At 64.4% G+C, this 14,121-nt stretch carries 15 protein-coding genes; 11 read left to right on the top strand and 4 right to left on the bottom strand.

The genetic code is table 11. The features are described 5' to 3' along the window. The 9 genes from surE (at window position 1) to KPL81_RS01155 (ending at window position 8,654) form a co-directional block, all read left to right on the top strand. On the top strand, window positions 1-747 hold the full coding sequence (surE, locus tag KPL81_RS01195; RefSeq protein WP_209473590.1) for a 5'/3'-nucleotidase SurE: 747 nt from the start codon (window positions 1-3) through the stop codon (window positions 745-747). Further along, window positions 734-1,414, top strand: coding sequence for a protein-L-isoaspartate(D-aspartate) O-methyltransferase (locus tag KPL81_RS01190; RefSeq protein ID WP_209473589.1), 681 nt, complete (start codon window positions 734-736; stop codon window positions 1,412-1,414). The genes surE and KPL81_RS01190 overlap by 14 nt, the downstream gene beginning before the upstream one ends. Further along, window positions 1,411-2,397, top strand: a complete 987-nt coding sequence (locus KPL81_RS01185; protein WP_219790352.1) for a DUF368 domain-containing protein — start codon at window positions 1,411-1,413, stop codon at window positions 2,395-2,397. Before KPL81_RS01190 ends, KPL81_RS01185 begins: the two co-directional genes overlap by 4 nt. Further along, a complete protein-coding gene (locus KPL81_RS01180) occupies window positions 2,390-3,448 on the top strand; it encodes a peptidoglycan DD-metalloendopeptidase family protein (RefSeq protein ID WP_219790351.1) in 1,059 nt (352 codons plus the stop codon). The genes KPL81_RS01185 and KPL81_RS01180 overlap by 8 nt, the downstream gene beginning before the upstream one ends. Before the next feature lie 146 nt (window positions 3,449-3,594). After that, window positions 3,595-4,581: an RNA polymerase sigma factor RpoS gene (gene rpoS / locus KPL81_RS01175; RefSeq protein ID WP_209473586.1), complete on the top strand. Its 987-nt coding sequence runs from the start codon at window positions 3,595-3,597 to the stop codon at window positions 4,579-4,581. Between the two features lie 114 nt (window positions 4,582-4,695). Continuing rightward, a complete protein-coding gene (locus KPL81_RS01170) occupies window positions 4,696-6,153 on the top strand; it encodes a TolC family outer membrane protein (RefSeq protein WP_219790350.1) in 1,458 nt (485 codons plus the stop codon). Window positions 6,154-6,285: 132 nt separating this feature from the next. Next, window positions 6,286-7,404, top strand: a complete 1,119-nt coding sequence (alr, locus tag KPL81_RS01165; RefSeq protein ID WP_219790349.1) for an alanine racemase — start codon at window positions 6,286-6,288, stop codon at window positions 7,402-7,404. Between the two features lie 43 nt (window positions 7,405-7,447). Beyond that, window positions 7,448-8,362, top strand: a complete 915-nt coding sequence (gene lpxL / locus KPL81_RS01160; RefSeq protein WP_219790348.1) for an LpxL/LpxP family Kdo(2)-lipid IV(A) lauroyl/palmitoleoyl acyltransferase — start codon at window positions 7,448-7,450, stop codon at window positions 8,360-8,362. 133 nt (window positions 8,363-8,495) lie between these two features. Next, window positions 8,496-8,654 carry a DUF1328 domain-containing protein gene (locus tag KPL81_RS01155; protein WP_111413928.1) on the top strand — a complete coding sequence of 53 codons (159 nt, stop codon included), beginning with the start codon at window positions 8,496-8,498 and terminating at the stop codon, window positions 8,652-8,654. A gap of 116 nt (window positions 8,655-8,770) precedes the next feature. Here KPL81_RS01155 and ettA read toward each other — a convergent pair whose 3' ends face one another. From ettA to KPL81_RS01135, 4 genes are all read right to left on the bottom strand, one after another. Beyond that, window positions 8,771-10,432 (bottom strand): energy-dependent translational throttle protein EttA, encoded by a 1,662-nt coding sequence (ettA, locus tag KPL81_RS01150; protein ID WP_219790347.1) that lies wholly within the window; start codon window positions 10,430-10,432, stop codon window positions 8,771-8,773. Window positions 10,433-10,600: 168 nt separating this feature from the next. After that, the gene (locus KPL81_RS01145) at window positions 10,601-10,816 is read right to left on the bottom strand and encodes a PA3496 family putative envelope integrity protein (RefSeq protein WP_209473581.1); all 216 of its coding nucleotides are present in this window, start codon (window positions 10,814-10,816) and stop codon (window positions 10,601-10,603) included. Window positions 10,817-11,002: 186 nt separating this feature from the next. After that, entirely contained in the window at window positions 11,003-11,437 is a 435-nt protein-coding gene (locus tag KPL81_RS01140) for a PAS domain-containing protein (protein WP_209473580.1), read from the bottom strand. 87 nt (window positions 11,438-11,524) lie between these two features. After that, window positions 11,525-12,838, bottom strand: a complete 1,314-nt coding sequence (locus KPL81_RS01135) for an MFS transporter (RefSeq protein WP_219790346.1) — start codon at window positions 12,836-12,838, stop codon at window positions 11,525-11,527. Between the two features lie 54 nt (window positions 12,839-12,892). Here KPL81_RS01135 and KPL81_RS01130 point away from each other — a divergent pair, with 54 nt between their 5' ends. Then, window positions 12,893-13,162 carry an Rdx family protein gene (locus tag KPL81_RS01130; protein WP_197448128.1) on the top strand — a complete coding sequence of 90 codons (270 nt, stop codon included), beginning with the start codon at window positions 12,893-12,895 and terminating at the stop codon, window positions 13,160-13,162. Continuing rightward, entirely contained in the window at window positions 13,159-14,085 is a 927-nt protein-coding gene (locus KPL81_RS01125) for a DMT family transporter (protein WP_240548997.1), read from the top strand. The genes KPL81_RS01130 and KPL81_RS01125 overlap by 4 nt, the downstream gene beginning before the upstream one ends. The last annotated feature ends 36 nt before the right edge of the window (window positions 14,086-14,121 follow it).

Below are 14,121 nucleotides of genomic sequence, written 5' to 3'. Positions count from 1 at the left end.
ATGCGCCGACTTCTGCTTTCCAATGATGACGGTGTGCATGCTCCGGGCCTGCACGCTCTGTACGACGCCCTGGCGCCCCATGCCCGGCTGCGCGTGGTGGCGCCTGACCGCGACCGAAGCGGTGCCAGCAATTCACTCACCCTCAATCGGCCCCTGGCGCTCACGTCGCTGGACAACGGCTTTCATTGTGTCGATGGCACCCCGGCCGATTGCGTCTACCTGGGGGTCAACGGCGTGTGGGACGAGCGCCCCGATCTGGTGATCTCCGGCATCAACCACGGTGGCAACCTGGGTGACGACGTACTCTACTCCGGCACCGTGGCGGCGGCCATGGAGGGGCGTAACCTGGGCATGCCGGCGATCGCCATGTCGCTGGTGGGTTCACGTTACTTCGATACCGCCGGACGCGTGGCGGCGAGCCTGGTAGGGGCGGCCGACCAGCTCTCGCTGCCTCCTCGCAGCCTGCTCAACGTCAACGTGCCGGACCTGCCTTGGGAGGAGATCCAGGGCTTTCGCGTCACTCGGATGGGCTACCGCGGCCCGGCAGAGCGGCCCATGGAGGTGCGTGACCCTCGCGGCCGCCTGCGCTACTGGATTGCGGCAGTGGGAGAGAATGCCGATGATGGTCCCGATACCGACTTTGCCGCCATCGAGGCGGGCTATGTTTCGATCACGCCGCTGCAGACTGACTTGACGCAGCGTGCGGCCATCGAAGATGTGCAGGGCTGGCTGGATGCATTCACCTGAACGATTACCCGAACTGCTGCGCGGCGTCGGCATGACGTCGCAGCGAACCCGCGACCGCATGGTGGCGCGCCTGGCAAGGCAAGGGGTCGCCGACGAACGAGTCCTCCGGGTGATGGCCGCAGAGCCACGTCATTTCTTTCTCGACGAGGCATTGGCTCACCGCGCCTACGAGGATACCTCGTTGCCCATCGGCCACGGCCAGACCTTGTCCCAGCCGTGGATGGTGGCGCGGATGACGGAGCTGGTGATGCAGGAAAACCCGGGGCGGGTGCTGGAGATCGGTACCGGCTCCGGCTACCAGACGCTGATCCTGTCCCGCCTGGTGCCGGAACTCTGGTCTGTCGAACGAATCAATGCCTTGCATCACCGGGCGGCGAAGCGGTTGCGCCTGTTGCAGGCGCATAACGCGCGCCTGCGCCTGGCCGATGGCGGACACGGCTGGCAGGAGGCGGCGCCGTTCGATGTCGTGCTGCTCACCGCCTGCGCCCACGAGTTGCCCGAGCTGCTGATTTCGCAGCTCAGTGAAGCGGGTGTGATGATTCTGCCCTTGGCCGACCCCGACGGCGAACAGTGGCTGACCCGGGTGCGCCGAATGGGGGCTCAACATGAGGTTCAGCGGCTCGAGCGCGTACGCTTCGTGCCGCTGCTGCAAGGAGTGATTCGTTGAAGCGACAATTCAGTACCTTTCTCAAGGGGGCCGGGATGGGGGCGGCCGATGCCGTGCCCGGAGTCTCCGGTGGCACCATAGCCTTCGTCACGGGCATCTACGAGGAACTCATTCATACCATCAAGCAGTTCGGTCCTAGTGCTTTCACGGCCTGGCGACGCGGTGGCCTGGCGGCGCTCTTCGCCCATCTCAATCTGGCCTTTGCCATTCCGCTGCTGCTCGGTATCGGGGCCAGTCTGGTCAGCGTGGCGCATCTGGTCGTCTGGCTCATGGACGATTACCCGTTGCTGCTCAACGGCTTCTTCTTCGGCCTGGTGGCGGCCTCGGCCATCGTGGTGAGCCGTCATCCCGCCGACTGGAAGCTCTGGCACCTGATCCCGCTGGTTCTGGGCCTGTTGCTGGCTCATGGACTGCCGTCGCTGATGCCGCTGGTCACACAGCTGGGTAGTCCCTCGCTGGTGTTGATTGTCGGCGGTGCCATAGCCATCAGCGCCTTGTTGCTGCCCGGCGTATCCGGCAGTTTCCTGCTGTTGACCATGGGGCTTTACGGCACCGTGATGCAGGGGATCCGGAGCTTCGATCTGGCGCTGCTCTCGACTTTCGCGGTGGGTTGCCTGATTGGTCTTTTCGGTTTCTCGCGGCTGCTTTCCTGGCTGCTGCGCTACCACCACACCGCAACACTGCAGCTGTTGATTGGCTTCATCGTCGGCTCGCTGCCGGTACTGTGGCCCTGGCGGGAGCTGATACGCTACCAGCTCGGGCCCGAGTCGCAGGTGATCCCGCTCGAGTACCGCTATCTGACACCCGGCGACTACGCCAACCTGACCGGGGAGCCTGCTCTGCTGGTTCCCGTGGTGATCGCCATGGCGGCCGGTGGCGTGCTGGTCCTGGCGTTGGGTCGCCATTCGCGGGGCGGGGAGTCTGGCAAGGCCGACAACGGCTCTCGCAAATCGTCTGACAAGAAGGAGGGCTCCAATGCGTAAGGTATTTCTCGTCTCGGCCGTTGCCATGGCAGTGGCTGGCTGTGCCGCTCAACAGGAGTATTCCACTCCCCAGGTCCGCGACCTGTCGGTGAGCCGCGAAAGTACTCCGGCCAGCCACTATACGGTCGAGGCCGGCGATACCTTGTACGGTATCGCCTGGCGCCATGACATGGACTATCGCGATCTGGCCAGGCTCAACCAGATCGGCCCGCCCTACCGTATCCAACCCGGCCAGCAGCTACGTCTGAGCGACGCTGCGGCGGCGTCGTCCGGGGAGTCTCGCTCGGGTGAGCTGGGGCAAGGCCAGGTCGCGACGGCGACGGCTCTCGGCGGCGGCACGGCGGCTCAAACGGGGGATGACGACTGGCTGCTGCCCGACGAAGAAGCCATCGAGCGTAACCGGAGGTTGACGGCCGAGCCACTCTCCGCGGAGGAGGGCGTTCCCAGTGATACTGCCATAGCCGGGGCGCAGAGCATTGCCGAGGGCCCGACTCAGCCTGAAAGCCAGCCGCAGACTCCGCCGGAGCCCAGCGTCGAGCCCGAAGCAGCCACCGCCGTGCAACCCGAGCCCGAGCCCGAGCCGCAACCGGAAGCTCAACCGCAGGATGCGGGCACCGAGGTGGCGGGGGAGCCTGAACGCCAGCCCGAGAGCAATGGTCGCGGCTATACACCGGTAGCAGAGGTCCCCTGGCAGTGGCCCGCAGACGGTGAGCTGGTCGGTCGCTTCGGTGAAGGCGGCAGCATAACCGCCGGCATTGATATCGCCGGGCAAAAGGGGCAACCTGTCAGAGCAGCCGGACCTGGTATCGTGGTCTATGCCGGCAGCGGGGTGCGGGGCTATGGCAACCTCATCCTGCTCAAGCACAATGACCAGTACCTGAGCGCCTATGCCCACAACGACAGCCTCCGGGTGACGGAGAACGATGTGGTCGAAGCCGGTCAGGTGATCGCCACGATGGGTGATAGCGATGCCGAAAGCGCCAGGCTGCACTTCGAGGTGCGCAAGGATGGCCAGCCTCAGGACCCCCTGAAGTTCCTGCCGGAACGCTAGTCAATATCGCGGTTGCCGTCGGAGCGTCACAGGTGGGCATGGGTGCCGATGGGCACCGTGAGGAGTCATAACAAATAGAACTCTGCGTGCTGTGAGCCATGCCAGAGCAACAGGCATTTCAGGACGAAACCACGGGGTAGCAACCGATGAGCATGCTTGAACGGGACCTTCAGGATGTTGATCTCGATGACGTCACCGAGGCCGACCAGGACCTCGAAACGGATTCGGACACTGCAACCAGTGACGATGACGCCGCCTTCGAGAAAGCGTTGAGTCGTGAAGACAAGCATTACCACCATAGCCTCGACGCCACCCAGATCTATCTCAACGAGATCGGTTTCTCGCCTCTGCTGACGCCCGAAGAGGAGGTCTACTACGGCCGCCTGGCGCAGAAGGGTGACCCGGCGGGCCGGGCGAGAATGATCGAGTCCAACCTGCGCCTGGTGGTGAAGATCGCCCGGCGCTATCTCAACCGCGGGCTGACCCTGCTCGACCTGATCGAGGAGGGAAATCTCGGCCTGATCCGTGCCGTGGAGAAATTCGACCCCGAGCGCGGTTTCCGCTTTTCCACTTACGCCACCTGGTGGATCCGCCAGACCATCGAGCGGGCGCTGATGAACCAGACCCGCACCATCCGTCTGCCGATCCACGTGGTGAAGGAGCTCAACATCTATCTGCGGGCAGCGCGCGAGCTGACCCAGAAGCTGGATCACGAGGCCACGCCGGAAGAGATCGCCGATCATCTCGACAAGCCGGTCGAGGCGGTGAAGAAGATGATGGGGCTCAACGAACGGGTCTCTTCGGTGGACTACCCCATGGGTGGCGATAGCGACAAGCCACTGATCGAGACCCTGGCCGACGACAATGAGCAGGGCCCCGAGTCGTCGCTGGTCGACGTCGACGTCAAGCAGCACGTCGACGAGTGGTTGGCGGAACTGACTGAGAAGCAGATGGAGGTAGTGGTACGCCGGTTCGGGCTGCGCGGCCACGAGGCGGCCACCCTGGAGGAGGTCGGCGACGAGATCGGCCTGACCCGGGAGCGGGTTCGCCAGATCCAGGTGGAGGCGCTCAAGAAGCTGCGCCGGGTACTCGAGAAGCAAGGGCTCTCGATGGACAACATCTTCAACGAGTAGGCCCTACGACGAAGAAATGGCAGCCGACCCAAGGGTCGGCTGCATATTTTCTGCATGCTGATAGGATATCATTAGCCTCCTTACCATGCAGGGATGAAAAGGGGAAAAGAACACATGCTTCGCCCACCTTTCGCACGCCGCTTCCCACGGGGACTGGCCGCTGTCATCAGTTGCCTCATGATCGGTCAGGCACAGGCTGCCGATCTCTGGACCATCGCCCGGGATGCCCTGGCCAATGATGCCGAGCTGTCGTCCACCCAGGCGAGTTTCCGCGCCACCGAAGCCGCGCGGGACGTACAGCGCGGTGCGCTGCTTCCCCAGGTTTCGGTGGGTGGCAACGTGGCGCATACCCGCACTTACTCGAGCGCCACGGGCTCGGCGTTCGGGCAGGGTGGAGGGCAAGCGGCCATACCGGGGCTGGCCGAACAGGACGATAATGTCAACAGCGCGGGCCTTAACCTCGATGCCGAGCAGGCGCTGTACGACCCTAGCCGCCGTGCCCAGCTGGAGCGAGCCGAGCGCGAGATCGATCGCGATGCCCTGGGGGTCGACGCGGCAACCCAGCAGCTGCTGTTCGACGTGGCCGATGCCTACTTCGAGATCCTTCGGGCTCACGATGTCCTGAGCGCACGGCGTGCCCAGGAGACTGCCATCGAGCGTCAGCTGGAGCAGGCGCAGGAGCGCTTCGAGGTGGGGCTGATTGCAATCACCGATGTTCACGAGGCGCAGGCCACCTATGACTTGGCGCGCGCCCAGCGCCTCGCGGCGGAAGGGGCCATGCAGGTCAGCTTCGAGGCCCTGGAGCGCCTGACCGGACATCGCTACGACAGCATCGAAGCGCTGGAGAACGAGGTGCCGATTGCGCCTCCCGAGCCGGCGGATCGTGAGGAGTGGGTGGCGCTGGCCCTGGCCAACAATCCCCTCGTGCTGGCGGCAGAGGCCGGTATCGAGGTAGCGCGCAGCAATGTCGACATCGCCAGGGCCGGTCAGCAGCCGGTGGTGTCGGCCTTCGCCAACTACGGTTGGTCGGACAGCGATCGCACGGGCACGAATCATCAGTCGGAAAGCCAGGTCGGCCTGCGTGCCAGTCTGCCGCTCTACACCGGCGGCTCGACCCAGGCACAGATTCGCCAGAACGGCTTCCTGCTGGAGGCCAGCCAGTACGATTTCGAGGCACAGCGGCGTGACACCATACAGCAGGTGCGCTCCCTGTTTACCCGCGTCAATAACGATGTCGAAACCGTCGAGGCCCGTCGCCAGGCGATCGTTTCCAATCAGAGCGCGCTGGAAGCGACGCGTTCGGGATATGAAGTGGGGACGCGCAACATCGTCGACGTTCTCAACGCCGAGCAGAACTTGTTCAACGCTATTGCCGAACATGCCGAAGCGCGCTACGACTACATTCTTGGGCTGCTGCAGCTTCAGCAGCAGGCGGGGCTGCTCGGGCCGGACTCGATCCAGGCCGTCAATGCCTGGCTCTCCGAGGAGGAGCGTGTTCTGCTGGATCTGCCCGACGAGGCCAACCCCGATCCCGTCATGAACATTGGCGAGCGGCCCCAGGCGCCTTCCTGATGATTTGCTGAATATAGAGTTGATTTGAGTTTCTTATATCGAAAACCACCGATAAGTCGGTGGTTTTCTTCGTGTAATAGCGAGGAGTTTGAAACATAATTTTGCGCTATTTCGCCAAGTGGAGAGAATGTCATGGCCAGGCCCTTGCTCGCCGAGATCGATCTCGGCGCCCTGCGTCACAACTATTCGCTGGCGCGTGAATTGGCCGGTGACAGCCGGGCGGTGGCCGTGATCAAGGCCGACGCCTACGGTCATGGTGCCGTCGCTTGTGCCGCTGCGCTGGAGTCTCTACCTGCCGAGCGGCGGCCGCCTGCCTTCGCCGTCGCCTGCCTGGAAGAGGCGGAAGCCCTGCGCGAAGGAGGCATCGAATCATCGATCGTATTGCTCGAAGGCATTTTCGAGCCGCACGAGCTGGCTCGCGTCGAGGCGCTGGGGCTGTGGATGGCGGTCCATAGCGAGTGGCAGGTGAGCGCGCTGTTGGCCTACCGACCGGCCAAGCCCATTCCCGTTTGGCTCAAGGTCGATTCCGGCATGCATCGGCTGGGCTTTCCTCCTGACCAGGCGGCGGCAGTCTGGGAGCGCCTGGCCGCCGCGCCGACGTGTGCCACTGGCCTATTGTTGATGAGTCACTTTGCCACGGCCGATGCCGTTGACTCAAAGTACTTCCAGCGTCAGCTCGACTGCATGCAGGCCCTGGCGAGGCGACTCGATGCGCCGTTGTGCCTGGCCAATTCCCCGGCGACCCTGGCATGGCCAGAAGCGCATGGTGCATGGGTTCGCCCAGGGGTGATGCTATATGGCAGCGATCCCCTCGAGCGGGCCAACGAGGCGAGCCACCGACTCGAGCCGGTGATGACCCTGCGCTCCGAGATCATCGCCGTGCGCGACCTGGCGGCAGGCGAGCCGGTGGGCTATGCGGGTCGCTGGCAGGCGTCCCGGCCGTCGCGCATCGGGGTGGTGGCCTGCGGCTACGGTGACGGCTATGATCGGCATGCCGCGGACGGTACGCCGGTGCTGGTGGCGGGGCAACGAACGGCGATCGCCGGCAAGGTCTCGATGGACATGCTGACGGTCGACCTCACCGATATCCCCGAGGCTGACATCGGCACCGAAGTGGTGCTGTGGGGCAGGTCTCGTCATGGAGCGGTGCTCTCCGTCGACGAGGTCGCAAGGCATTGCGACACCATCAGCTACACGCTGCTGACCGGCATCCTGCCACGAGTTCCCAGACGCTATACGCCGCCTGCCTGAGGGTGGGCGATCGCTGCCCGAATTAGACCGAACGGAATTCTGTATGTCCAAGCGAAACTGGCCCGCCTCCTTCGCCCACCCCCGGTTCTGGCCAGCATGGCTGGCCATCGGCAGCATGTGGCTGGGGGCCTGGCTGCCATGGCGCGTGAAGCTCGCCCTCGGACGCGGTATCGGGCTGCTGGCCTGGCGCTTGATCCCGCGTCGTCGTCACATCGTCGAGACCAACCTGCGCTTGTGCTTTCCCGAGCTGAATGCGGCTCAGCGCGCCCGGCTGGTGAAGGAAACCTTCGCCGCCAACGGCATCGGCCTGCTCGAGACCGCCACCGCCTGGTGTCGCGATCCCCTCCACCTACGCCATCGAGTCGCCAGCAAGAACGGCCACTACCTGGCCCAGGCCCAGGCGCAAGGCAAGGGGGTGCTCATCATCGGTATCCACTTCTCGACCCTCGACCTCGGCGGCGCCTTCCACTCGCTCTTCTTTCCTGCCGACGTGGTCTATCGGCCCCACAACAACCCGCTATTCGACCGTTTCATGACCCGGGCGCGCAGCCGCATCTTCGGTGAGGCGATCGACCGTCACGATCTGCGCGGCGTGGTGCGGCGGATCAAGGCGGGCCACAGCGTCTGGTATTCGCCCGACCAGGATTTCGGTCGTGACGCCAGCGTGTTCGCTTCATTTTTCGGCGTCGATGCGGCCTCGATCCGCCTCACGGCCAAGATCGCGCGCATGACGGGGGCTCCGGTGGTACCGCTGATGTTCCATCGCAATCCTGATGACCGCACTTACACCATCGAGTGGCGGCCACCGCTGGAGGACTTTCCCAGTGGCGACGAGGTAGCCGATGCCGCACGTGTCAACGCCTTCATCGAGGAGGCGATACGCAAGCATCCGGAGCAGTATCTATGGCTGCACCGTCGCTTCAAGACTCGTCCGCGGGGCGAGCCGGGCTTCTACTGAGGTCGGTTGAGCGGGATTGAGTTACAACGACTCACCGATGGTAACTTGACGCTTCCCCGGGCTCACGCAAGGCTTAAGAGGACCATGGACGCGGTGCCGAAGGATGGCGCCTGGATGAACCAAGGAGGTTCCTATGCTCGGTAATGCCATGCTGTTCCTGATCATTGCGATCATCGCCGGGGTGCTGGGTTTTTCCGGTATCGCCGGGGCGGCCACCACCATCGCGCAGATCTTGTTCTTTCTTTTTATCGTGCTGTTCATCGTCTCGCTGGTCACCGGCCGACGCCCTTGACGCGACGAGGCGAGAGGTACGAACTGCGCTGACGATCCTGCAGCGACCCATGAACCCGTAACGAGAGAGGCCTCGCCAGAGTGGCGAGGCCTCGTCGCTTGACCCGATAGCAGCGGTCAGGCGTCGATACGCTTGTACTTCATGCGATGCGGCGTATCGCTACCGACCCGCTTACGGTGATCCGCCTCGTAATCGGTGTAGTTGCCCTCGAAGAACACCACCTGGGAATCGCCCTCGAAGGCGAGGATATGGGTGGCGATACGGTCGAGGAACCAACGATCGTGGGAGATCACCAGGGCACAGCCGGGGAAGGCCAGGAGGGCCTCTTCCAGCGCGCGCAGCGTCTCGATGTCCAGGTCGTTCGACGGCTCGTCGAGCAGCAGCACGTTGGCGCCCTGCTTGAGGGTCTGGGCCAGTTGCAGGCGACCGCGCTCACCGCCGGAGAGGTCGCGCAGGAACTTCTGCTGGTCGTTGCCCTTGAAGTTGAAGCGACCGACGTAGGCACGCGAGGAGACCTCGTAGCCGTTGATGTTGAGGATGTCCTGACCGTCGGAGACTGCTTCCCACACCGTCTGCTTATCTTCCAGCGCATCGCGCAGCTGCTCGACGTAGGCGATGTCGACGGTCTCGCCGATCACCACCTCGCCGCTGTCCGGCTGCTCTTTCCCGGTGATGAGCTTGAACAGGGTCGACTTGCCGGCGCCGTTGCCACCAATGATGCCGACGATGGCGCCCTTGGGCACGTTGAAGGAGAGATCCTCGTAGAGCAGCTTGTCCTCGAAGCGCTTGGACACACCGTGAAACTCGATGACCTTGTCGCCCAGGCGCGGGCCGGGCGGAATGTAGATCTCGTTGGTCTCGTTGCGCTTCTGGAAATCGCCGGATTGCATCTCCTCGAAGCGGTTGAGGCGTGCCTTGCTCTTGGCCTGGCGGCCCTTGGCGTTGGAGCGTACCCACTCCAGTTCGTGCTTGATCGCCTTCTGCCGTGAGGCCTCCTGCTTGGCCTCCTGCTCCAGGCGCTTCTCCTTCGATTCCAGCCACTGCGAGTAGTTGCCTTCGAAGGGGATACCATGGCCACGATCGAGTTCGAGGATCCAGCCGGCCACGTTGTCGAGGAAGTAGCGGTCGTGGGTGATGGCGACCACGGTGCCGCTGTAGTCGTGCAGGAAGCGCTCGAGCCAGGCCACCGATTCGGCGTCCAGGTGGTTGGTGGGCTCGTCGAGTAGCAGCATGTCGGGGTTGGAGAGCAGCAGGCGACACAGCGCCACGCGGCGGCGCTCGCCCCCGGACAGGTTGCCTACCCGGGCTTCCCACGGCGGCAGGCGCAGCGCTTCGGCGGCCACTTCGAGCTTGCGCTCGAGATTGTGGGCGTCGGCGGCCTCGATGATGTTCTCCAGGCGCGCCTGCTCGGCGGCCAGGGCGTCGAAGTCGGCGTCCGGCTCGGCATAGGCGGCATAGACGGCGTCGAGCTTGGCTTGTGCCTCCTTGATCTCGCCCAGCGCCTCTTCCACGGTCTCACGCACGTTCTTCTCGTCGTCGAGCTGGGGTTCCTGAGGCAGATAGCCGATGTTGATACCCGGCATGGGGCGCGCCTCGCCCTCGTGCTCCTTGTCGACGCCGGCCATGATGCGCAGCAGCGTCGACTTGCCGGCACCGTTGAGGCCCAGCACGCCGATCTTGGCACCCGGGAAGAAGGATAGCGAGATATCCTTGAGGATCTGCTTCTTGGGCGGAACGACCTTGCCCACCCGATTCATGGTGAAGACGTATTGCGCCATGGAATTCCACTGGAGTTGAGGGTTTCAGTGGCCCCGATGATAGTGGCCGGGCGGGGCAAAGGCCAGTGCTGCCGTGCTTGACGCCACATGTGGCGCGGCATGGCGTGCTGTGAGGATTGACATACTGAACGAGGCATCCGTGGATGCCTCGTGTCGGGGGAGTGCTGCCTACTCTTCCTCTTCCTCTTCGCCGATCAGCATCCAGTCGTCTTCGATGGCACGCTGCAGGCGTCGCTCTTCCAGCAGGGCCTCGACGCGGCGTCGTGCGCGCAGGGTGTCGGCGCGGCTGGAGGCGCGGGGGCGTACGTACTCGTCGTCGTTTACCGCTTCGAGGAAGTCCTGGTCGTCGTCGTGAGTGTCGCTGACAAGGGGTTCATGGCTCATGCGAAAATCCTCCCATGGCCCAGTGTCGACCGCTCGGCGATCGACGTATCGCACATTCGCTTCGCGTCCGAAGCGACGGACCTGAAGCGCCATCGGCGCCAATGGCTGGCACCTGACGGCTGTATATCTCCGCTAGGCCTCGAGAGCAACCCCTCCGCGATGTTTTTTTTGCCGTGTCCGGCCTTGTCAGGGCAGCCCATGCTCGGCCTTGAGCCGCTCCAGCTCCATCTGGGCCTCGATGCGCTCGGTGACGTCCTTTTGCACACCGATGTAATAGGTCAGGTTGTCGTCGGCATCGAAGACGGGGGTAATCGACAGCTCGTTCCAGAACATCGTGCCGTCCTTGCGGTAGTTGCGCAGGATTTCGCGGCACGGGCGCCCCTCGCTCAGGGCCTTGCGGATAGTGGCCAGCGCTGGCTGGTCGCGATCGTCGCCCTGCAGGAAGCGGCAGTCCTGATAGAGGATCTCGTCGGTGCTGTAGCCGGTGAGTCGCTCGAAGCCCTGGTTGACGTAGATGAGGATGTTCTCGTCACCTTCCTGCTCGGCGACCACGATACCGTCTTCCGAGGCATCGACGATGCGTTCGAGCAGTTCCGGGCTGATCAATGGGGCGCGTTTCATTCAAGCATTCCTGGCTGAGACGTGGCGGTAACACAACGTGACTATGCTACATCATGGCTAGCCTGCGCCACGTTGACAACGCAGGGGCTACTCAACTTCCGGCATGCGTGCGGCCGAGACGGCAGCGGCCAGGCCCATGGCGGCCAGGACCACCAGCAGCCAGTCGGTGCCGAGCCATTGCGCCAGCAGTCCGGTCGCACCGCCGACCAGCAGCATGATCACTCCGGTCAGGGTGTTAGAGAGTGCCACATAGAGGGCGCGCCTAGCGTGACCCGCCATGTCGACCAGATAGGTCTTGCGCCCCAGACGCACGCCGGCGTGGACGATGACGAGCAGAGCATAGACGCTGGCATAGGGCCACACCGTTTGCGTCCACTCGCCCGGCAGCCAGGCGATACCGGCACCGAGCAGGCAGCAGGCTGCGGCCCCCAGGCCGGTGTCGCGCAGCACGGTACGGCTCGAGGCGTCGGCGCGTTTGCCCCACAACGGGTTGGCCAGCATGCCCGCCACCCCCGACACCACGATGAGCACACCCAGGCCGCCCAGCTCGGTGCCACTCTGCTGCTGGCCGAGCAGGGCGACGTAGGGTAGCGACAAGGCGCTGGCCAGCAGCAGCGAGCGCGACAGATTGAAGTGCAGGAAGTCGCGATCGTCACGCAGCAGGCGCAGCCCCAGCTTGATGCTGCTCCAGGCGTTCTCGCCTCCCTCCACGGCGCCGGGCTCCTCCTTGATGCGTGCCGCACATGCCGCGTTGAGTAGCCAGCCCAGTGCGGCAATGCCCAGGAGGGCTGCGAGGGCCAGCTCGCCAGGACGATCCTGGAACAGCATCAGGGTGCCGCCGGCAACCAGCGTCATGGCACCGGCGACGCTGCCGCTCCAGCCCATCAGGTTGCCGCGCCGACCCTTGGCGATGGTCTTGCCCAACACGTCCTTGGTGGCGATGGAGGAGAGCCCGCGGGCCAGCGACAGAACGATCAGCGTGGCCAGCACCAGGGTACCGCCGAGCCCGCCCTGTCCATACAGCGCGAGCAGCGCGAGAATCGCGGCGGCCAGTGCCTGGACGACCCCGCCGACCACCCAGGCCCACTTGCGCTGCGGCTTGAGGCGAATCAAGCCGGCGACGAACAGCTGCGGCAGCAGCGCGCCCGACTCTCGAATCGGTACCAGCAGACCAATCATCCATAGCGGAGCGCCGATTACGCCGAGCAGCCAAGGCAGCACCAACCTGGCGCTGGAGAGTTCGTCGGCCAGCTTGTTGCCCAAGGCGGCGGACAGATGAAGAAAAAAGTTATGCGGCTGCTCGCGACAGGCTGCGTCGGGGATGTCCTGGCACATGCGGCTGTCGTCGTCGCCCGTCAACCACTCGTAGAGACGCGACTGGCTGATCTCGCGTTCGGCCATTCAGGCTCCTTGGCTGCTATCATCACCACTCCATTGTTGCGACAGGGTGTCCGCATGTCACGCATCCGCATTCACTACTGCACCCAATGCCAGTGGCTGCTGCGCAGCGCCTGGCTGGCCCAGGAGCTGCTTTCCACCTTCGGCGAGGAGCTGGAAGAGGTCGCGCTGGTGCCATCCCATGGGGGCTACTTCGAAATCTTCTACGACGATGAATCGCTGTGGGAGCGCAAGCGCGACGGCGGCTTCCCCGACAGCAAGCAGCTCAAGCAGCGCGTGCGCGACCGGCTCGATCCCGAGCGGGACCTGGGACACATTGACCGATGAAGATGGCAGCGACGAGCACGGAGGTATCGAGCCAGGATCGCCAGGCCATGCTCTTCGGGTTGGGCGCTGTGGCGCTATGGTCGACCGTGGCCACTGCCTTCAAGGTGGCCCTGGTCGACATGTCGCCGCTGGAATTGATGTGGCTGGCGTCGCTGGTGTCGTGGCTGTTGATGGGCGCACTGGTGGTTCGCCAGGGCCTGCTCGGCGAGGCATTGCGTAAAGGCTGGCGCACCGCGGCCTGGGCCGGCCTGATGAACCCGGTAGCCTACTACCTGGTGCTGTTCGGTGCCTACGACCGCCTGCCGGGCCAGGAAGCCATGGCGCTCAACTACACCTGGGCCCTTGCCATGGCCTTTCTCGCGGTGCCTATTCTGGGGCAGCGGCTCACCCGCATCGATGTGCTGGCGGGGCTGGTCGCCTACTCGGGCGTATGGGTGATAGCCACGCGGGGACAGGTGCTGAACGTAGACTTTGCCGACCCCTTGGGGGTAGGGCTGGCGCTGGCTTCCACCCTGCTGTGGGCACTCTACTGGCTGCTCAACGTGCGCGACGCCCGCCCGCCATTGGTCGCCCAGTGGCAGAACTTCGGCGTCGGCCTGCCGGTACTCACCTTGTTGATGCTGCTGGGTCCCGGCTTTGCCTGGCACGGCTGGGCGACCTTGGGCGCCGGGGTGTATGTCGGCCTGTTCGAGATGGGTATCGCCTTCGTGCTGTGGCAACTGGCCGTGCATCGTGTGTCGCGCACGGCCAAGGTCTCGAACCTGATCTTCCTGTCGCCGCCGGTGTCGCTGCTGCTGCTCCACCTGGTGGTGGGCGAGCCGATCCTCGTCTCCACCCTGGTCGGACTGGTGCTGATCCTCGGCGGGCTCGGCCTGCAGCAGTGGCAGAAGGCGCCGGTGACTGCGGCTCAGGAGAGCAGCTGATGCTCGAAAAGAGTTGAACTCATTCCTCTGGCACTG

Origin of the sequence: Billgrantia antri (assembly GCF_019430905.1) — a bacterium.
In the GTDB taxonomy this organism is placed as follows: domain Bacteria; phylum Pseudomonadota; class Gammaproteobacteria; order Pseudomonadales; family Halomonadaceae; genus Halomonas; species Halomonas antri.
The sequence above is the reverse complement of the archived record's forward strand: the minus strand, read 5'-3'. Positions and strand labels throughout refer to the sequence as shown.